This window comes from Desulfovibrio sp. OH1186_COT-070 (assembly GCF_003860215.1).
Taxonomy (GTDB): Bacteria; Desulfobacterota; Desulfovibrionia; order Desulfovibrionales; family Desulfovibrionaceae; genus Desulfovibrio.
The window spans coordinates 1-19,741 of the sequence record NZ_RQYH01000008.1 but is presented as its reverse complement, the minus strand read 5'-3'; the positions used below and the strand labels follow the sequence as shown (position 1 = coordinate 19,741).

General features: G+C 58.1%; 18 protein-coding genes and 5 tRNA genes. 16 read left to right on the top strand and 7 right to left on the bottom strand.

Annotation, left to right across the window (positions count from 1 at the left end):
• Nucleotides 1-168 precede the first annotated feature (168 nt).
• From EII23_RS04445 to EII23_RS04390, 12 genes are all read left to right on the top strand, one after another.
• Complete coding sequence (locus tag EII23_RS04445) at nucleotides 169-825, top strand: GntR family transcriptional regulator (RefSeq protein WP_260424591.1); 657 nt, start codon at nucleotides 169-171, stop codon at nucleotides 823-825.
• Entirely contained in the window at nucleotides 822-1,079 is a 258-nt protein-coding gene (locus tag EII23_RS04440) for a hypothetical protein (RefSeq protein WP_124792186.1), read from the top strand. The genes EII23_RS04445 and EII23_RS04440 overlap by 4 nt, the downstream gene beginning before the upstream one ends.
• Before the next feature lie 24 nt (nucleotides 1,080-1,103).
• The gene (locus EII23_RS04435; RefSeq protein WP_124792185.1) at nucleotides 1,104-2,507 is read left to right on the top strand and encodes a hypothetical protein; all 1,404 of its coding nucleotides are present in this window, start codon (nucleotides 1,104-1,106) and stop codon (nucleotides 2,505-2,507) included.
• A gap of 10 nt (nucleotides 2,508-2,517) precedes the next feature.
• Entirely contained in the window at nucleotides 2,518-3,714 is a 1,197-nt protein-coding gene (locus EII23_RS04430; RefSeq protein ID WP_124792184.1) for an MBL fold metallo-hydrolase, read from the top strand.
• Nucleotides 3,704-5,482, top strand: a complete 1,779-nt coding sequence (locus tag EII23_RS04425; protein WP_185702292.1) for a GTP-binding protein — start codon at nucleotides 3,704-3,706, stop codon at nucleotides 5,480-5,482. The genes EII23_RS04430 and EII23_RS04425 overlap by 11 nt, the downstream gene beginning before the upstream one ends.
• Nucleotides 5,483-5,613: 131 nt before the next feature.
• Nucleotides 5,614-6,300 (top strand): HAD family hydrolase, encoded by a 687-nt coding sequence (locus EII23_RS04420; protein ID WP_124792182.1) that lies wholly within the window; start codon nucleotides 5,614-5,616, stop codon nucleotides 6,298-6,300.
• A gap of 168 nt (nucleotides 6,301-6,468) precedes the next feature.
• Entirely contained in the window at nucleotides 6,469-7,425 is a 957-nt protein-coding gene (metA, locus tag EII23_RS04415; protein WP_124792181.1) for a homoserine O-succinyltransferase, read from the top strand.
• Between the two features lie 8 nt (nucleotides 7,426-7,433).
• Nucleotides 7,434-7,874, top strand: coding sequence for an Rrf2 family transcriptional regulator (locus EII23_RS04410; protein WP_124792180.1), 441 nt, complete (start codon nucleotides 7,434-7,436; stop codon nucleotides 7,872-7,874).
• Nucleotides 7,858-8,700 (top strand): Fe-S cluster assembly protein NifU, encoded by an 843-nt coding sequence (gene nifU / locus EII23_RS04405; RefSeq protein ID WP_124792179.1) that lies wholly within the window; start codon nucleotides 7,858-7,860, stop codon nucleotides 8,698-8,700. The genes EII23_RS04410 and nifU overlap by 17 nt, the downstream gene beginning before the upstream one ends.
• Complete coding sequence (gene nifS / locus EII23_RS04400) at nucleotides 8,697-9,851, top strand: cysteine desulfurase NifS (RefSeq protein ID WP_124792178.1); 1,155 nt, start codon at nucleotides 8,697-8,699, stop codon at nucleotides 9,849-9,851. The genes nifU and nifS overlap by 4 nt, the downstream gene beginning before the upstream one ends.
• A gap of 174 nt (nucleotides 9,852-10,025) precedes the next feature.
• Nucleotides 10,026-12,095: an alpha-amylase family glycosyl hydrolase gene (locus EII23_RS04395; protein ID WP_124792177.1), complete on the top strand. Its 2,070-nt coding sequence runs from the start codon at nucleotides 10,026-10,028 to the stop codon at nucleotides 12,093-12,095.
• A 15-nt stretch (nucleotides 12,096-12,110) separates the two neighbouring features.
• Nucleotides 12,111-12,187, top strand: a tRNA-Pro gene (locus EII23_RS04390).
• 165 nt (nucleotides 12,188-12,352) lie between these two features.
• On the opposite strand, the gene EII23_RS04385 is transcribed toward EII23_RS04390, so the two are convergent.
• From EII23_RS04385 to EII23_RS04355, 7 genes are all read right to left on the bottom strand, one after another.
• Nucleotides 12,353-12,718, bottom strand: coding sequence for a type II toxin-antitoxin system HigA family antitoxin (locus EII23_RS04385; RefSeq protein WP_124792176.1), 366 nt, complete (start codon nucleotides 12,716-12,718; stop codon nucleotides 12,353-12,355).
• A gap of 11 nt (nucleotides 12,719-12,729) precedes the next feature.
• Entirely contained in the window at nucleotides 12,730-13,032 is a 303-nt protein-coding gene (locus tag EII23_RS04380; RefSeq protein WP_124792175.1) for a type II toxin-antitoxin system HigB family toxin, read from the bottom strand.
• Nucleotides 13,033-13,149: 117 nt separating this feature from the next.
• Nucleotides 13,150-13,224: transfer RNA gene (locus EII23_RS04375), tRNA-Gly, on the bottom strand.
• A gap of 5 nt (nucleotides 13,225-13,229) precedes the next feature.
• Nucleotides 13,230-13,304 (bottom strand) — tRNA-Gly (locus EII23_RS04370).
• Nucleotides 13,305-13,327: 23 nt separating this feature from the next.
• Nucleotides 13,328-13,402: transfer RNA gene (locus tag EII23_RS04365), tRNA-Cys, on the bottom strand.
• Nucleotides 13,403-13,421: 19 nt separating this feature from the next.
• Nucleotides 13,422-13,496: transfer RNA gene (locus EII23_RS04360), tRNA-Gly, on the bottom strand.
• A 75-nt stretch (nucleotides 13,497-13,571) separates the two neighbouring features.
• Entirely contained in the window at nucleotides 13,572-14,876 is a 1,305-nt protein-coding gene (locus EII23_RS04355) for a phenylacetate--CoA ligase family protein (RefSeq protein WP_124792174.1), read from the bottom strand.
• A gap of 167 nt (nucleotides 14,877-15,043) precedes the next feature.
• Between EII23_RS04355 and rsfS the strand changes: the two genes are divergently transcribed.
• From rsfS to EII23_RS04335, 4 genes are all read left to right on the top strand, one after another.
• On the top strand, nucleotides 15,044-15,487 hold the full coding sequence (gene rsfS, locus EII23_RS04350; protein ID WP_124792173.1) for a ribosome silencing factor: 444 nt from the start codon (nucleotides 15,044-15,046) through the stop codon (nucleotides 15,485-15,487).
• Nucleotides 15,484-17,034 carry a 2,3-bisphosphoglycerate-independent phosphoglycerate mutase gene (gene gpmI / locus EII23_RS04345; protein WP_124792172.1) on the top strand — a complete coding sequence of 517 codons (1,551 nt, stop codon included), beginning with the start codon at nucleotides 15,484-15,486 and terminating at the stop codon, nucleotides 17,032-17,034. Before rsfS ends, gpmI begins: the two co-directional genes overlap by 4 nt.
• Nucleotides 17,027-17,269 (top strand): hypothetical protein, encoded by a 243-nt coding sequence (locus EII23_RS04340; RefSeq protein ID WP_185702291.1) that lies wholly within the window; start codon nucleotides 17,027-17,029, stop codon nucleotides 17,267-17,269. The genes gpmI and EII23_RS04340 overlap by 8 nt, the downstream gene beginning before the upstream one ends.
• 137 nt (nucleotides 17,270-17,406) lie before the next feature.
• The gene (locus EII23_RS04335; RefSeq protein ID WP_124792171.1) at nucleotides 17,407-18,981 is read left to right on the top strand and encodes an outer membrane homotrimeric porin; all 1,575 of its coding nucleotides are present in this window, start codon (nucleotides 17,407-17,409) and stop codon (nucleotides 18,979-18,981) included.
• Nucleotides 18,982-19,741: the final 760 nt, after the last annotated feature.

The window sequence follows — 19,741 nt, the reverse complement described above, 5'->3', positions numbered from 1 at the left end:
CTCTTTTTCCCGCTTTAGACCCCATAAAAACCCTCTATGGTCATACCAAATTCCATAAAATTATACAGTTTTTTCAGCATATTCAGAATGAAAAGCATTTTCTGGAAGAAATATTGCCAAAAATTTTCCAGACGTGCACCATACCACATATGGCTGAATACGTTTTGCTTGGAGGACGCCTGTAGCACGCCAGCAAACGCCATAAATCAACTGGAAGAAGCCCTGCTGCGCGGGCGCTGGACGCTGTTTGAGCGCCTGCCCGCAGAACGGCACCTTGCTGAAGAACTGGGAATCAGCCGGGCAACGTTGCGTACGGCCTTGAGCGCCTTGGTAGGCAAGGGGATTTTGGAGACACGCCGCAATCAGGGAACATTCGTGCGCACCCTTCCCTGTAATCCGGCCACCGCCAGTCTGGCCGACTGCCTGCAGGCCATGCACATCATCATGCCATCCCTGCTGGCGACCGTATCCGGCTCATTCGCACCTTCTGCCATGCTGACTCTTGAGCGGCATCTGCCTTCCATAGGCATGGCTCTTCATCGCGGCGAAATGCATCTTCTGGCACAACACCATCTTCAGTTTTTCTCCATACTTTTACAGGCAATAAGCAATGCCCGCCTTGCACGGGCCGGAGCGGACACCCTGCCCGAGACTGGCGCGTTGGCGAAACTGTTGCAGGAATGCAGTCAAGCTCAACTAGAAGATCTTTTCAAACATCTGGCCCGCACCCTGCACGGTCTGCGCCATGCCGACGCCCAATCTTGCGCCTCTTCTGTTTCAGCCTATGTCTCATGCCTTCTGCAAATTCTGGGAGAAAAAAAATGATCAATCTGCAGCGGCGCAATTTTTTATGGCGATACTGGCGCATGTTTTTTCCCCCTGCATCCGACGAAAATCCTGACGCCGACGCCTTCACCTACGAAAAAGGAACGTTACTGCCACCAGAGTTTTCACCCGGCTTGTTGCGTCTTGAAGGGCAGCGGCTGGGGCTTCCCGTGGACACGATGAGCGAGGAAGCATTGAGTCAGGCTGTCGCACAGGTCATGCGCGCGCAGACACGCTCGCCTGCTGGAACATAAACTCCACACCCTGAGGAGGATCCGATGGCTGATCACAACATCCCTTATCTCGAAGAGCGGAAACTCATCAAACGGTGGCAAGGCCCCTGTCCTCTGTTGGCGAACATGATACTGACTCTTTCCATATTTGCCGTCACCTGGTGGATTTTTCAGGACCCGCGCGGCGTCATGCGCCTTTACACGCCATATGTCGGCTATAACTATTGCCGCTGGTGGCTCATAATCCTGATCTGGATGGCCTATATTTTTGACTTCTGGCCATTCAAACGCAGCTGGATACGCAACGCGCACCCCCTGCAAAAGGGCATTGTGCTTTCTCTTGTCTCTGTCGGCGTGATGCTGGTGATAATCCACGGTTTTTTTGAGGGCGTGCTGGGGAACTTCGCATTTGCCTATTTCAGCCCGCACCAACTACAACAATTACCTGGAATTACAGAATTTTATGCCACAGAATACGCAGCACAAGCATGCATGATGTTTGCCGTCATTGCCTCATGGATCAGCCCCGCCTGGCTTGTCGCCCTGGAAGGGCATCCCTGGCAGAATGAAGGCCAGCCTGTCAAAGGATTCAGCATCTGGCTGGGCACATTCTGCCTGAGCCTGGTCATTTATTTCATGACCATGCACAATCACATGGGCATCCTGTACTATCCCTGGCAGTATTTCACAGCCATCACGCCACCGTACTGGGAATCTTTTGCACAAACAGTTTCCGCAAACTTTCATGTGGCATGGATCATGTGCTGCACTGTTGTAGTGTGGTTCATGGAAGGTATTTGGGAACGCTACTCTTTCTGCCTCATCAAGCGGCCATGGCTGCGCCGTTTCGCCCTCTTTTTCGGCATCATGGCTATTTCTGTCGCACTATGTTTCTTTTTCTGGTACATGCAGGAACTGGTGTGGGGCGATGCAGTGCGCGGGCACCGACGCGACGCAGCTCCGGACTGGCGTTGGCTGCATGTGGGAGAAACCGCAATCTTCTTTCTGGTACCCGCCCTGTTCCTGCAATTCTATTGCGGCAACTGGCCCAACAGGTTCAGTACACCGGTCAACGCTCTTGTCCGCACCGTGCTGGTCGCTCTCGGCGGCATTATGATCTACTGCCTGTATTATCAGTACGCCCACTTCCTGCTCGGCACACAGAAAGGCTTTTCTCACCCCCAACAGTTTCCCATGATTCCCATGATCTGGCTGATCAACATCTGGCTGATCAACTGGTGGTTCATGGACGGTTGGCCCGGCTGGAAGCGTGAACTCCGCAGTGCCGGGGAGATTGCCGCCGACGAGCACGCCTTTGCCGTCCGGAGTGCCTGGAGTCCGGCTATGCTCCCCGGCCTTGCGGTCGGCATTCTTGCAGGCATTGTACTGTATTTTGCCATAGTGGCCGCGCTGCCCTGGTTCAGCGCGCATTTCACCCTTGTGCAATAGGAGAAACATCATGAACAGACGCGAATTTCTCAAGGGTGCGGCTCTGGGGGTTGGTGTGGGAACAATCGGCGCCATGGGCGTATATTCGTACTCCCCCATGCGCAGAGCCTTTCTTGCCGATGCGCAACGCGGCTCCGCCGATATCGGTGTGTGCAAAGCCATCAAGGTCACCAATATTTCTGAGACGAGCTGGTTTGACAACGGAATTTTTATGCAGGACGTGACTGGCGCAGGCGGCCTGCTGGTGGATCAGTACACTTTCAACTGGCCCCCTTTCGGCAACGGCAAGGGAATAGGCAAAGGGAGCTATGCCGACGGCATGAAGCGGATCAAGCATCTGCTGCCCGGAAAGCTTGATGAGGCATGGCAGATCGTGCGCGAAAACTGTGTGCATCCTGACAATGCCGGAGGTTTTTCCTGCCTTGTTGAAATTGAGGCCATGGACGGAAAAGTTACAAAATATCTCTTTGATACGGGCTGGAATTATCAGTGGATGGAGGCATGCTACAAACGTGAAGGCATCGACGTCATGCTGGCCAACAAAGAGATCACAACCATGATCCAGACACATGAGCACATGGATCATTATTTCGGGCTTCCTGTTGTGACAAAATACAATCCCGACATTCACATTTATACGCCCAACACGTTTTATCCCAACGGAAAACAATACCTCAAAGATTGCGGCCATGTGGGAAAATGGACTGAAGTGCCCAAAGGCCTGCACAAAATCCAGGACGGCGTGGCTCTCTACGGATTCGATTGTCCGATCATATTCAAGGTGTTCGGAGAAATCTCACTTTACTGCAATGTGAAAGACATTGGCCTGGTAAGCATTACAGGATGCTGCCACCTGGGCATCATTCTCTTTGCCGACACGGCGTACAAAACTCTGGCATATGAAAATGACCAGTTTTACGGTTTGTACGGCGGGCTGCACATTTCGCCCTTTGATGACTGGGATCCCAAATATGACGATCTGGTGATCGGCCTCAAAAAATGGAATCTGCAAAAAGTTGGTTGCAACCACTGCACAGGGCTTATCACAGCCCAAAAATTTGTGGATGCGGGCTACCCCGTGGTTAAGGGCACAGCACGCTTTCGCTCCAAGACAACAAACTATCTCGGCAATGGTGACGTCATAGACAAGATGCGCAATGCGGACTTGTCACCGCCGCCACAAGAGGAACATCGCCGTGCGCCTTGACACGCTGTTGCCCCGCCCCCTTTCCCCGGAGACCGGCCCCGAAAGCCCTTCCCTTGCAAACTGCCTGCTCGCGGGCATACATCTTGACCGCAAACGGGCGCGCGCTCTGGGTTGGCGCGGCATACTCCCTTCCCATCAGGGGCATCCCGCATGGACGTTCCGGGTGGCGGGTTCTCCCCATGTATACGGCCTGGTTTTTCTGAAAGAGCATACGGATAAAACCTTTCTTTACGGCACATTTAACGCGCACGTTTTTCCCCGGGCAGAAGACGCCGTTCTGGACAGCTTCCCCCTCCAGGCTTTGGCTTTGGCCATGAAGCCGGAATATGAGAGCATGCTGCGTAACCTTTCCCTCCATGCTCCGGCGCTCGCGCCCTTCTGTATGGGAACGCTCCGGATTACGGCAGCGCTGGACGGCTCAGGACTTTCCGTAGCTCTTTCAGCTCCCGCCAGATATCGCCGTATTTCCACAGACGGCATAGCTGTACGGCTGGATGGAACGGCATCACGCCAATGGCTGGTTCCTCCCGGTGGCGTGGAGCATGACGTTCCCGCATTCAGGCTGCTGCTGCGCATGTTCACGACACTGTCGGCAACCATGGCATCACTTTTTGCAGAAGATCCTCTCCTGAGCCTGCGCATGGTTCCCCAATGCGGCAATAGCGTGACGAACTGCGGACAAAAGGCATGGATATTGTCACTGCATGCCGAGCTAGGAACAACGCCGCCGCCCTCCTCCGTCTCCCGTCAATCCACCCCGCCCGTATTTCCGGCCATGACCGCCGGCGGCAAACCCCTGCGCCGCCTGCCCGCACAACGGCATGCCACCACACCGGCGCAAAACGACACCTTGCCGGTTCTGCACATTCTGACCGGATTTCTGGGCGCAGGGAAAACAACTTTTTTACGCCGCTGGCTGGACTATCTGAACGGACGGGAACAATTTGCCGCCGTCATCCAGAACGAATTGGGTCCCATCGGGTTGGACGCCGCATGCACCAAGGGAGAAACCCATGTCGAAGCATTGAATGAGGGATGTGTGTGCTGTTCACTTGCAGACAGCCTGCGCCCAGGTTTGCAGCGCCTTCTGAAGGCGGCCCCTGCCGGGCAGGTGATTCTCGAAACTACGGGAGTGGCCAATCCCGCCAATGTTCTTGAATCCGTGAAGGAGCTTAGCGATCTGGTGCGTCCGGGGTTGGTCATAACCATTGTGGATGCTCTGGCATGGGAGCACACAGACTCGGTTGTCCGCGCTGCGCAGATAGAACAGGCCGATGTGACCGTTGTCAACAAGGCCGACGCCGTCTCTGAAGCACGTCTTGAAGAAGTCATGGCCGAGGTACGATGCCGCAACGCCAAAGCTGTCATTCTTCCGGCGACACACGGCAACATTGCCTTTGCCCATCTTGATGCCCTGCATTCCGCATGGCTGGACAAACAGGGGGGCCCCCCCTCACATTCCCCCCGCCTCCGTCCCGTAAAAAACCTTCACCATCCTGATCATACCGATGAAGAGTTTTCCTCACTCTGCGTCATCCTGCCGCAGCCTGTCAGCATGAAGGACATACAAGACATGATCCGATCCGCCGGACCAGGGCTTTGCCGCGCCAAAGGCATCGTCAATCTGAACGAGAGGGGAAACGTCATCCCCACAGTCGTACAGTATGCCGCCGGGCAGCTAAGATTTGAAGAGGTTCCGGACGATGCGGCGGAACGCAGTCTCGTTTTCATCGGAACGCGCCTTTCTTCCGTGTGCACGCCCTCCTGAATTTCCCACACCGCGAAAATCCGCATCTTCCCCTCTCTACCAGATTGCAACTGGATTCATAACCTGCAAAAATATCCGGACACGGTGCAGAACGTCCTGCCCGCACCACAGAGAGCAGACGAGGAAAACAGATGAGCGCCTTTCTTTTTGATCTTGACGGAACGTTGCTCGACAGCCTGGAAGACATCGGCAACGCCTGCAACACAGTTCTTTCCCAAAACGGCTACCCCACGCACAGCATGCAGGACTTTCGCATGCTTGTCGGCCGCGGTTTTGACCACCTCATGCGCAACGCCCTGCCCGCAGCAACAGCGGATTCTCTCGCACCGCAGGAACTGGCCCGCCTGACCGATGCCGCACGCGCACACTACAGCCAACACATGTGCCAATGCACCCGCCCCTACGAGGGGATTACAGAAGCACTGGCAGAGCTTGCAACGCTCGGCGAGGCCATCGCGGTTCTCTCCAACAAGCCCGACGAAATGACCGTCAGCCTTGTCCGCCACTATTTTCCTTCTGTTCCTTTTGCTCTGGTGCAGGGCGCCCGGCAGGGCGTGCCTCTCAAGCCTTCTCCCGCAGCCCCTCTGGACATGCTGCGCATTCTGGCGGTGCCGCCTGACCAGGCCTTTTATGTGGGCGACAGCGATGTGGATATTTTCACCGCGCGCAATGCGGGCATGACGTCTGTAGGTGTTGCCTGGGGCTTTCGCGGAGAAGGCGAACTGCGCGCGGCACACGCGGACCACATTGCCAAAAAGCCGCAGCACATTGTTACCCTGGCGCAAAACCGCCTGTGTCTTCCCCCGCAGAACGCCTGATTTTGCCCTTTTGAAACTCCTCAAAAGCAAACGCCAGAAAGGTCTTGACAAAGTATAGTTCTCAACTATGTTTTCAGTACGATCCCGGAAGACCTTGTGCACGGTGCACCCGTGTGCCGACGGCGTCTCGCCGGAACCGGCGTATCCAACCCCTTGAGGACAGCACATATGCCCATCAAGATTCCGGCAGACCTCCCCGCGCGTACCGCGCTGGAAAGCGAAAATATCTTCGTCATGACCGAAGATCGTGCAGCACGGCAGGACATCCGGCCGCTGGAAATTGCCATCGTCAACCTGATGCCCACCAAAATCGCCACAGAAACCCAATTGTTGCGGCTTTTGGGCAACACCCCCCTGCAGATCAACGTCACCCTGCTGCGCACGGCGGCCCATGTTTCCAAAAACACGCCAGCCCTGCATCTGGAGCGTTTTTACAAGACATTTGCCGAAATGCGCCACTGCGCCTTTGACGGTATGATCGTCACGGGCGCACCCGTGGAGCACCTGCCTTTTGAGGATGTGGATTACTGGCACGAATTGCTGGAAATCATGACCTACGCGCAAGAGCATGTGCACTCCACACTCTATATCTGCTGGGCAGCCCAGGCAGCCCTGTACCATTTTTACGGCATCCCCAAATATCCCCTGCCTGCAAAAATTTCGGGGGTCTTTGACCACGATGTGCTGCACCCCGGCTGCCACCTGTTTCGCGGTTTTGACGACACGTTCACAGCGCCGCATTCCCGCCATACCGGCGTGCGTACCGAGGATGTGCTCAACGAGCCGCGGCTGCGGGTGCTGGCAGAGTCGCGCGAAGCCGGGCTGACCCTGGCGGAAAGCCGTGATCACTCCCAGGTTTTCATGACAGGGCATCTGGAATATGACCGCGGCACACTGGACGCGGAATTCCGTCGCGATCAGGGCAAGGGACTGAACCCCATCCCTCCCCGGCACTATTATCCGGCGGAAAATCCCGATCTTGCGCCCCGCATGAACTGGCGGGCGCATGCGCACCTTTTCTATTCCAACTGGCTCAACTACTATGTGTACCAGGAAACTCCGTTCAGTCTTGCTGCCATCACCGGAAACCGGCAGCAATCCTCGGGAGTTGCCATAAAAGAATAAGGAATGCTATGCGCTTTTCAACAAGAACCCGCTACGGCCTGCGCTTTCTGCTGCGGCTGGCGGCCCACCCTGTGGGAGAATTTCTCCGTCTGCCGCAGGTGGCTCAGGCGGAAAACATTTCGCACGGCTATCTGGAGCAGATTGCGCGTATGCTGCGCCCTGCGGGCATACTGCGCACGGCGCGCGGATCCGGCGGCGGCTATGCGCTGGCCCGATCACCTGCGGAAATCAGCGTGAAAGAAATTTTCCAGCACCTGGAGGGAGAAATCACCCCGGTAACCTGTCTGACAAAGGACTTCCACTGCTCCCGGGAGAACGTCTGCCCTGCCCGCAACTTCTGGAACGCACTGGACGAAAACATTCACACGTTCTTGCAGCGCTACACGCTGCAAGACATTATTGACATGAAAAACCATCCCTCGGGAGGCTCCCATGTGGAACTACACTGACACTGTTCATGACCATTTTCTGCACCCGCACAATGTGGGCCCCCTGGAGGGAGCCAATGCCATAGGAGAAGTCGGCAGCCTGACCTGCGGCGACGCTCTCAAGCTGTACCTGAAAATCTCCGATGCCGAAATCATTGAAGACGCCAGCTTTGAAACGTTTGGCTGCGCCAGCGCCATTGCTTCCAGTTCCATCCTTACGGACATGATCAAGGGCATGAGCGTGGATCAGGCATCACGCGTGACCAACAAGGACATTGTTGCCGCTCTGGGAGGCCTGCCCAAGCAGAAGATGCACTGTTCCGTCATGGGACAGGAAGCTCTGGAAGCCGCCATCCGCCACTGGCGGGGCGAACCGCCCGTACCCCACGCCCATGAGGACGGCAAACTGGTCTGTAAATGCTTTGGCATTACCGATGCCCAGATCATCCGCGCCATCACGGAAAACGGTCTCAAGACCGTGGAGGAAATCACCAACTACACCAAGGCCGGAGGCGCGTGCGGAGAGTGCCTGGACGAAATCGCGGAAATTCTGGCTGCCCAGTTGCAGCAGAAGGTTCTGGTGGAGTTGAAGCCCAAGGCACGCCTGACCAACGTCCAGCGCATGCAGAAGGTTCTCAGGATCATTGACGAAGAAATCCGTCCCCGCCTGGCGCTGGACGGCGGCGACATCGAACTGGTGGACGTGGACGGGCCGCGCGTTGTGGTTTCCTTGCGCGGGCGTTGCGCCAACTGCCGCTCCAGCGAAGTGACCATCCGCGATCTGGTGCAGGGGCTTTTGCGCGAACATGTGGAACCGGACATTCTTGTGGTGGAGGCGCAGGCATGAAAACCATCTATCTTGACAACAACGCCACAACGGCCATTGCCCCTGAAGTGCGCGAGGCCATGCTGCCCTATCTGGGTGAGTTGTATGGCAATCCGTCCAGCATGTATTCTTTCGGAGGCCAGGTTGCAGAAGCCGTGGACACGGCTCGCGGGCAGCTTGCGGAGCTTCTGGGCGCTTCGCCCGAAGAAATCATCTTTACCTCCTGCGGTTCGGAGAGCGACAATTCCGCCATCTGGACCGCCGTCAGAACCCAGCCCGAAAAACGCCACATGATCACCACGCGGGTGGAGCACCCCGCCATTCTCAACGGCATGCAGCATCTGGAAAACCAGGGATACCGCGTGACCTACCTTGGCGTGGACAACAAGGGCAGGCTTGATCTGGACGAATACGCAGCCGCCCTGGACGAAGACACGGCACTGGTATCCATCATGTTTGCCAACAACGAAGTGGGCAACTACTATCCCATCCAGCGCATGGCGGAAATGGCAAAAGAGCGCGGCATTCTGTTCCATACCGATGCCGTGCAGGCTGTGGGCAAACTGCCCATAAACATGGGCAGCATGCCTGTCGACATGCTGTCCCTGTCCGGGCACAAGCTGCACACCCCCAAGGGCATTGGCGCACTCTATGTGCGCAAGGGCGTACGTTTTCGCCCCCTGCTGCGGGGCGGGCATCAGGAGCGCAGCCGCCGCGCGGGCACGGAAAACGTGCCGTATATCGTGGGGCTGGGCGTGGCAGCCCAAATGGCCGCCACCCATATGCAGCAGGAGTCGGCCGCAATGGCGCGTCTGCGGGATCGCCTGGAGCACGGCATCACCAACAGCATTCCGGACACCATTGTCAACGGTGACCCGGAAAACCGGCTGCCCAACACCACCAACATTTCGTTCAAGAATGTGGAAGGCGAGGCCATCCTGATCATGCTGGACCGCATGGGCATTTGCGCCAGTTCCGGCTCTGCCTGTACCTCGGGCAGCCTGGAGCCATCGCATGTGCTGCGGGCCATGGGCGTGCCCTTCAATTACGCCCACGGCTCCATCCGCCTCTCCCTTTCCCGGTATACCACGGAGGAAGAAGTCGATTTTGTCATCCAGCATTTTCCGCAGATCATTGCCACGCTGCGCAAAATTTCTCCTTTCAAAGACTGAACGGATGCCGGGCGCATGACTGTGCCCGGCACACAAAAACAGGGCGTTCCGGAGTTTCCGGTCGCATGACTGCCGGAACGCCCCACTGTTTCTCCAGAAGTTTGCTGCCGCGCCAAACCGTCGACCAACGACACGCCCTTGTGGTCAACCACGAGCATTCAAGGAGATGTCGCCATGGCCCCTTCTCCGGCAAATCCCCTGGAAGACCCCTCTCTGGAAGCATACCGGCCTTTTTTGCTGCGACGCCGCCATAACCACAATGCGGAAATGGAGCGCATCCGCACCCGCTTCGGTTCGCTGCGCTCCTATGCCAACCTGCACAAAATTCTGGGTCCGCACCGCACTGTCAACGCTGCGGGAGAAAGCGTCTGGCGCTGGCGTGAGTATATGCCCCAGGCCGCTGCCGTCTGGCTCACAACGGACAGGCTCGGCTTTCAGCGGCATGCCCGTTATCGCTTCCGGCACCGTGCTGACGGTATTTTTGAACTGGAACTGCCCTGCGACGAACTCCGGCACGGAACATACACGGAATTGCGCATAGAGCCAGGTTCCGCCGCGCAAAAAAATACCGAGGCGCCGCTATCGGCAAAGCGCATACCGGCTTTTGCCGCATGGGTGGAGCAGGACGCGACCGTGCCCGCGCAGTGGTGCGCCCGCATGTGGCTGCCGGAAAATCCGTATGTTTTCCGACACAGGCGCCCCAAGCGCTCCCCCTTTCCCCGCATCTACGAAGCGCATGTCGGCATGGCGCAGGCCGCGCATGAGCATGGGCAAGACAGTGTCGGCACCTACCGGCATTTTTCCCTCCATATCCTGCCCCGCATCCGGGAAAGCGGCTACACCACCGTGCAGCTTATGGGCATTCTTGAGCACCCCCTCTACCGCTCCTTCGGGTATCAGGTAAGCAACTACTTTGCCCCCTCCTCGCGCTACGGAACCCCCGACCAGTTCAGGGAACTGGTGGATACAGCGCACGGTCTGGGCTTGACCGTTATTCTGGACATCCCCCACGGGCACGCCAGCCCCAATACGGAGCAGGGGCTGGCCCGTTATGACGGAAGCAGTTACTTCTTTACCGACAAGCTCAACCAGTGGGGCACCCCGTCCTTTGACTTCAGCCAGGAGATGGCAAGGCGCTTTCTGCTTTCCAACTGCCGCTACTGGCTTGAAGAATTCCGGATAGACGGATTTCGCTTCGATGCCGTGGGCAACATGCTGTACCATGACCTTGGCATGGATGACGATTTTTCGCACGTACACCGCTGCTTTTACGGCAAGCACAACGAACCCCGCGCCAATATTGACGGCGAAATGTATCTGGGGCTGGCCAATACTCTTGTCCATACCCTGACGCCTTCCGCCATAAGTATAGCAGAAGAGTTCTCCGGCATGCCGGGTTTGACCTGCGCACCGGAAGAGGGCGGACTGGGGTTTGACTACCGTTTCGCCATGGGCATTCCCGACTACTGGGAAAAATGCATCGTTTCCCCGCGCGATATGGGGAGCCTGTGGCACGAAATGACCAACCACCGCGCCTATGACCGCACCATCAGCTATGTGGAATGCCACGACCAGTGCATCAACGGCGATGATGCCATGATCTGGCGTTTGCTGGGCGATGACATGTACCACTATATGGCCTTTGGCGCGGACAACTGGAACGTCTCGCGCGGGCTGGCCTTTTACCGCCTGATGCGGCTTGTGACGCTGGCTGCGGCCGATGCCGGATATCTGAACTTCATGGGCAACGAATTCGGCCACCCCGAATGGCTGGATGCGGAAGAGCGCGCCCACCGCCAGTGGCATCTCACAGAGCGGGCCGACCTCAAATATGCCGCCCTCGCCTCCTGGGACAAAGCGCAGATGCTGGAGCTTGTTCGCGCCTTTCTGCCCGATTTTCTAAAGCCGCCCCTTTTCCGCTTTATCCATGAAGAAAAGCGCATCCTGGCCTTTGAGCGCGGATGCCTGCTTTTTGTTTTCAACTTTCATGAACTGGAACCCCAGAACATGCTTTTTGCGGTCACCCCCGGAAAATACACGGAAATCCTGTCTTCGGATGAAAAACGCTTTGCCGGTCACGGCAATCTGGCAATCACCCTCCCCCCCACGGAACACTTTACCGCGCCCCTGCCCCACCGCCCTGAAGGCGACATCAGCCTGTATCTTCCCCCCATGGTAGCCCTTGTTCTGGCACGGGAGAAAAATCCCCAAAAACTCCTTGACAATCTCTGCCCTGCAACATAAAAATTTGTGTTGCGTCGGGATGTAGCGCAGTCTGGGAGCGCACTTGAATGGGGTTCAAGGGGTCGAAGGTTCAAATCCTTTCATCCCGACCAGCACAAAAAACAACGAAAAAAGCCATCTGGGAAAATTTCCGGATGGCTTTTTTCGTTGTGCGCTTCATGAGTATGGGAAATTCTACTTTCAAATGCTACCATTTTTTGGGGGATTACACGAGGAGAAAGACAGAACATTGAAAACATACAGGGTAGAGGCATGGCCTATGCGTGAACAGATGCCTTGATCAGACTCTCGGCAGGAATTCCAAGCCCACTGTGCAGCTTCCGAATCATGGACAGGGTAAGCGGGCGCGTGTGATTCAGCACCTCATAAACGCGGTTCAGATTACCTATCATGGGCTTCAGGTCTTTGGGCGTCATCCCGCTACGTTCCATATGAAATTTGATGGTCTCTACCGGATCGGGAATATCCATGGGGTACGCCTTGCGTTCATAGGCTTCCACCAGTGTTGCCAGAACTTCAAGTTGGTCGCCTTCAGGCGTTCCGGCTTCAGCGTCCATAAGCATTTCCATACGGCGCAAAGCCTCGCGGTAATCATCTTCGGTACGGACAGGCTTGATATGCATGGTGTTTTTCCTCATATTGTTTGTGCATCAATGGCATCATACTGAACATGGGTACCGATGAAACGGATATACACGACGCGGTAAGGATAGTTTATCCTGACCACAAGCCGGTATTTGTTCCCGGCAATGTTGAAGACCACGCGCCCGTCCTTGAGAATGCTTGCGCTTCCGAAATCCTTTTTGACGTCTGCCGGGGAAGCCCAGTCAGCCTTGCCCGCAAAGGCATACCACGCCTCAAGTGGAGCCTTGGCGTCCGTACAGGCAGCATGGTTCTCCCAAAATCTTTTCAGAGTCGAAACAGCGACTATTCTCATGGACAAACCATAGTCCCAAAATGGGACTATGGCAAGCAATTTTTTGGGGGGTCTCCCTCAAAAAGGGGGACAAACAAAAAACAGGCCACGTTTTTTGACGCAGCCTGTGGATCTTCCTGGAGCGGGAAACGGGATTTGAACCCGCAACCTTCAGCTTGGGAAGCTGACACTCTACCGTTGAGTTATTCCCGCAAGGGTGGAGCGGGAGACGGGATTTGAACCCGCGACTTCAACCTTGGCAAGGTTGCACTCTACCACTGAGTTACTCCCGCAATCTGTAGCTGAAAAATCCTTTTGGAGGCGGCATCCAGATTTGAACTGGAGAATCGAGGTTTTGCAGACCTCTGCCTTACCACTTGGCTATGCCGCCGAAAAAACCGGAAAAAAAGTGGAGCGGGAGACGGGATTTGAACCCGCGACTTCAACCTTGGCAAGGTTGCACTCTACCACTGAGTTACTCCCGCACAAAACAAATATTTACTCCTTCTGCCGGAACCTGTCAAGCTCTTCGCGCGTCTTTTCGCCAACGCCGCCCGCGCTCAATCCCTGGGGCGTTTGTCCACAATGCGCCGGGCCTTGCCTTCGGAGCGCTCTATGGAGCGCGGTTCCGCAAGGCGCACTCTGGCTGTGACGCCCAGAAATTCCTTGATATTTTTTTGCAGGCGTTTTTCGAGCATCTGCAGTTTGCGGATTTCATCGGCAAAGAGGTTTTCGTCCATCTCAACGTGCACTTCCAGCGTATCCAGATTGTCCACCCTGTCCACGATGATCTGGTAGTTGGGGGAAAGCCCCTCGCTTTCCATGAGAATGCCCTCAATCTGCTGCGGGAAGACGTTGACCCCGCGGATGATGAGCATGTCGTCGCTGCGGCCCTGTATGCGCCCTATGCGCACATGGGTGCGCCCGCAACGGCAGGGGGTGTAGTCCAGGCTGGTCAGGTCGCGGGTGCGGTAGCGCAGCAGGGGAATGCCCTCCTTGGTGAGCGTGGTCAGCACCAGTTCGCCCACTTCGCCGGGGGGGAGTTGCTCTCCTGTGACGGGATCAATGATTTCGGGCAGAAAATGGTCTTCCCAGAGGTGCATGCCCTGTCTGGCCTCCGCGCATTCGCTGGCCACGCCCGGCCCCATGATTTCCGACAGGCCGTAAATATTGATGGCAGTGATGCCCATTTTTTCCTCAATATCCCGGCGCATGCCTTCGGACCACGGCTCCGCGCCGAAAATCCCCACCCGCAGGGGCAGGGTCGCAAAGTCCACGCCGGTTTCCCGCGCGGCTTCCCAGAGGTGCAGGGCATACGACGGCGTGGCGCAGAGCACCGTAGCGCCGAAATCGCGCAGCAGATGCGCCTGTCGCCGCGTGGCCCCGCCCGAGGCGGGCACCACCGTGGCGCCGACGCGCTCCGCGCCGTAGTGCGCGCCAAGCCCTCCGGTAAACAGGCCGTAGCCGTAGGCCACATGCACCACATCGGCATGGTTCACTCCGGCTGCGGCCATGCTGCGGGCCATGACTTCGGCCCAGTGGTCGAGGTCGCGGGCCGTATAGCCCACCACCACAGCCTTGCCCGTGGTTCCGCTGGAGGCGTGCAGCCGCACGATATGGTCCCTGGGCACGGCAAACAGGCCAAAAGGATAATAGTCGCGCAGGTCCTGCTTTTCCGTGAAGGGCAGCAGCCGCAGGTCCGCCAGCGAATTGATGGACGCGGGGCTGATGCCCGCCTCCTCAAAGCGTTTGCGGTAAAAGGGCACATTGGCGTGGATGCGGCCGCACAAATCGCGCAGGCGGCGCAGTTGCAGGGCTTCCAGATCTTCGCGGGGCAGGGTTTCCTGTCTGATATCAAAAAGCACGGGCTTTCTCCTTGCGTTGCTGGCGCTACGGCATCTTTTGCCGCAATGCGGGGCCGGGGTCAATACACGCCCTGCCCCTGCCGCGCACCCGGATTTCCGGGCCAGCGGCACAAGGCCCCCCCGCCGCGCGCATTGCCCTTGGGGCAAGTTTGCGGTAAGCAGGGTGCATGAAAAAAATCATGCAGACTTCTCCGGCGGCTGCCGGCAGCGCGCGGCGCTTTTCATCCACTCCCCTGTGCGACAAGGTGGCGGATGTGGTCCGCTGGCTTGAAGATCACAAGGCCGCGCAGGTGGTCAGCCTGGATCTGGCTGGCCGGTCCGGCTTTACCGAGGCTCTGGTCATTGCCAGCGCAGGTTCCGTGCGGCAGGCCCAGAGCCTGGCCGACGGCGTGGGGCAACTGTGCCGGGAGCGCAATTACGAATATCTGCGCACCGAGGGCCATGCCGCAGGCCAGTGGATATTGGTGGACATGAACGACATGGTCGTCAATATCTTTCTGGAATCCACGCGCGAAATGTACAATCTGGAGGCCCTCTGGGCGCAGGTTTCCGCGCGCAGGGCCGCGCCGTCTCCGTCCGCAACCTCCGAACCCGAAGGCGAACAGGCATGACCCCTACCCTTCTGCTCATTCTTGACGGTTGGGGCATGGCCCCTCCCGGGCCGGGCAACGCCCCCTGGCTGGCCGCAACTCCCCACCTTGATGCCCTCACGGCGCGTTGCGCCCACGCGCGCCTTTCGGCATCCGGCCGGGACGTGGGCCTGCCCGATGGCTATATGGGCAATTCCGAAGTGGGGCACCTGAACATCGGGGCGGGCCGCGTGATCTATCAGGACATGACCCGCATCGACCTCGCCCTGGAAGACGGCTCCCTTGCCGCCAACGCCGCATTTGGCGCGTTGCTGGACGCTGTGCGCCGCAGCGGCGGCAGGCTGCATCTGGCGGGCCTGCTCTCGGACGGCGGCGTGCACAGCCACATCCGCCACCTCGAAGCCCTGTGCTCCCTGTGCCATGAGGCCCGGATTCCCGTGCGCATCCACTGCTTCATGGACGGGCGGGACTGCGACCCCCACAGCGGCGCGGACTTTGTACGCCGCCTGCAAGCCTTTCTTGAGGCGCAACCTCTGGCGCGCATTGCCAGTCTGGCCGGGCGCTTTTATGCCATGGACCGTGACCGGCGCTGGGAGCGCGTGCAGCGGGCGTGGGAGGCGCTGGTGCACGGCCAGCCTCTGACAGACCAGGACCCGGCGGCAGTGGTGGCCGCCTCCTACCAGCAGGGCGTTACGGACGAATTCATTGCGCCCGTGGCCTTTGCCGGTGGAGACGCTCCGGGCATGGCCGACGGTGACGGGCTCTTTTTGTTCAACTTTCGGGCAGACCGCATGCGCCAGTTGGGGCGGGCTTTTCTGGCGCGGGATTTTGCCGATTTTGACCGGGGCAGGCTGCCCGCGCTGACGGGCATGGCCTCCATGACGCCCTATGAGGCAGATTTCGGCATTCCCGTGGCCTTTCCCAAGGAGGCGGCGGGCATGGGCCTGGGCGAGGTGATCTCCCGCTTGGGACTGCGCCAGCTGCGCCTGGCAGAAACAGAAAAATACGCCCACGTCACCTATTTTTTCAACGGCGGCGTGGAAGAGCCTTTTCCGGGCGAGGAGCGCATCCTTGTTGCCTCGCCGCGCGACGTGAGCACCTATGACCAGAAACCGGCCATGAGCGCCCGCGAGGTGACGGACAAATTTGTCGACGCCTGGAACCGGGGGGAGCATGACCTTGTGGTCTGCAATCTGGCCAACGGCGACATGGTGGGCCATACCGGCAATCTGGAGGCCGCCGTGGAGGCCTGCCGCGTGGTGGACGAATGCGTGGGGCGCATGGCCGCCGCCGTGGAGGCGCGGCAGGGCCGCATGCTGATTCTTGCCGACCACGGCAACTGCGAAACCATGCTCACCCCCAACGGCCGCCCACACACAGCCCACACCACCAATCCCGTGCCCTGCATCCTGCTGGACGCCACAGCCGCGCCCGCACCCGCCCTGCGCAACGGCAGGCTGTGCGACGTGGCCCCCACCATCCTCGGCCTGTGGGGCGTGCCCCTGCCAGAAGCCATGACCGGCCGCAATCTGGCAGCCAGCGGGAGCGAAGGAGAGCACCGTGACTGAACGCAAGCGCCCCGTGCAGCCCGTGGCTCCTGACGGCATGGAAATCCTGTTTTTCTATCCCTGCCCCGGCTGCGGCAAGCACATTCCCCAGGCCAGCCCCACCGAGCCGCGCATGATCCGCTGCCCGGCCTGCGGGCAGAACTTTCCCATCCTCCCTGTGGACGAACACGGCCTGCACTATGTGCGCATCATGCTGGCCGAAGGCAGGGCAGCCGCAGACCCCGATTTTCTGTGATTGTGCGCCCGCAGGAAAAGTAAAAAATTTTTTACCAAAATTCTTGCCATGCGGTGCAAAGCCGTGTAGGGTGCGTTTCATGTCAGCGGGTCAAAAATTTTTGACCCCCATCAGAATCTTTATGGAGGAAGGAAAACATGAAACGCATCTGTACGCTTCTTTTGGCTGCGGGCCTGGTTTTCGGCGCGGCCACCGGCGCCAGCGCCATTGACTTCAAGGCCAAGGGCCAGTGGCTCATGGGCTTTGGCGTGAGTGACACCAGCCCCACCAGGCACACCAGGGCTCCCGGTCAGCAGAGCCTGAAAAGCAATGACGACGACGTGTTCGACGCCCGTCAGCGCGTGCGCCTGCAGTTGGACGCCGTGGCCTCCGAGGCCCTGTCCGGCACCGTGTATTTTGAAATCGGTGACCAAATTTGGGGGCGTGCTAATGGCGTTGCAAATCGTGGTGCCGGTGGTGCTCTGGGTGCTGACGGCGTTGCCGTGGAGGTCAAGCGCGCCTATATCGACTGGATCGTGCCCCAGACCGACCTGAAGTTCCGCATGGGCATTCAGGGGCTGGTGCTGCCCAACGTGGCCGGCGGCTCCGCCGTGTTTGATGGTGATGTGGCTGCCGTGACCGCCAGCTATGCCTTCAACGAAAACGTGGGCCTCACCGCCTTCTGGGCGCGCCCGGTCAACGACAACTTCAACGGTGCAGGCGGCACAGGGACGGACAGGCCCAACTATCTGGACAACATTGACCTCTTTGCCCTGACCCTGCCCCTGACCTTTGACGGCGTGAAAGTGACGCCTTGGGTCATGTACGGCATGATGGGCAAGAACGCCCTGCGGAATTATGGCGCTCCGGCGGCTGCTGGTGGCTGGGGCACCGCTGACGGCTTCCTGGATGCCTCCCTGCTGAGCTATTACTCGGGCTTCAACACCGGCTTCACTCCCAATGCCGCGTGGAATACCAGCAAACACTATGGCTCCCTGTTCTGGGCCGGCTTGCCCGTGGCCATCACGGCCTTTGATCCCCTGAACATCGAGTTCGACATCAATTACGGCTATGTCGAAGCCATGGGCCGCTATAACGTGACCAAGCGCCTTGATCCGACCGCTTGGGATCGCGCCAGCACCCAGCGTCAGGGCTGGCTGGCCAAGGCCCTTGTGGAATACAAGCTGGACTGGGGCGTGCCCGGCATCTTCGGCTGGTATGCCAGCGGTGACGACGGCAATGTGAAAAACGGCTCCGAGCGTATGCCTTCTATTGTGCCCTGCGGTTCCTTCACCTCCTTCCTGGGCGACGGCAACTTGGGCTGGGGACGCCAAGACTACGCTGTGAGCTATGCCGGCACGTGGGGCATCGGCGCGCAACTGCGCGACATGAGCTTTGTGGAAGATCTGAGCCACACCTTCCGCGTGGCCTACTGGGGCGGCACCAACTCCACCTCCATGGTCAAGTACATGAACAACGCCGATTCGTGGCGCGGCGGCTGGGGCAACGAAGGCCCGTACCTGACCACCCACGACGGTCTTGTGGAATTCAACCTGGTGAACTCCTACAAGATCTACGAAAACCTGGAAATGAATCTGGAACTGGACTACGTCATCAACTGCATGGACAACGGCACCTGGACCCGGCGCGGCTACAACGGCGGCGCGGGTAACGGCACGTTCTCCAAGCAGGACATGTGGAAGGCCCAGGTGGTCTTCGCCTACAGCTTCTAGGCTTTTTGCCAAATCCTGCGGGGGCCGCACGGCCCCCGCACCCAAAAATCCGGGCATCCCGCAATGGGCCGTCCGGATTTTTGCATGCAAAAAAGCCCCTCGCGGGAGCCATGGAACAGCCGGGGCAAAGCACTGCGCAAACGATCAACGGCGGGGGGGATGACAATTCCACATGAACATCCACTTGTACAGGTGATGCGGCTTTGCCCCGATGCATTGCAACGCCTTCCACCCCGCGACAGCCTGCAAAAGAGTTCGACAACCCGCAAAAGAATGGTTATAGTTATATTTTCACCATATGGGAGGCGAAAAAATGAGTGCCTGGACTGCATACGCAATTATCGGCGTCCTGGTGATAGGCGTTGGCCTGTGGGCGGGCCTGACCCGCAAGCACTCCTGACACCCCGACACCACAAACTTCTGACCACACGGCCCCCGACAACAGGGGGCTTTGTTGTTCCTGCCGCCCCACAGCAAAGCCACAAAATCCGTCCGCCAGTTCAGGCAAGTAAACATTCACCTTTATGATGATTTTTCAAAAAATTTGTTGTCCATTTCATATGGTTGAAGTACAGATCTCGTTGAAATCGTGAAACTTTCAGAAAGTTTCGCAGATTTGAAAAATGACGTAGCCCTCCAAGTTGGTTAGGTTTTGGTTAGGACGATCAACCCCCAGACCAACAAGGAAGGCTACAGATGGAATTTACCAAGGAGCAGGGAAAAAAGAAAGTTCCGGTTATCGCCGTGGACGAGCAAGAGC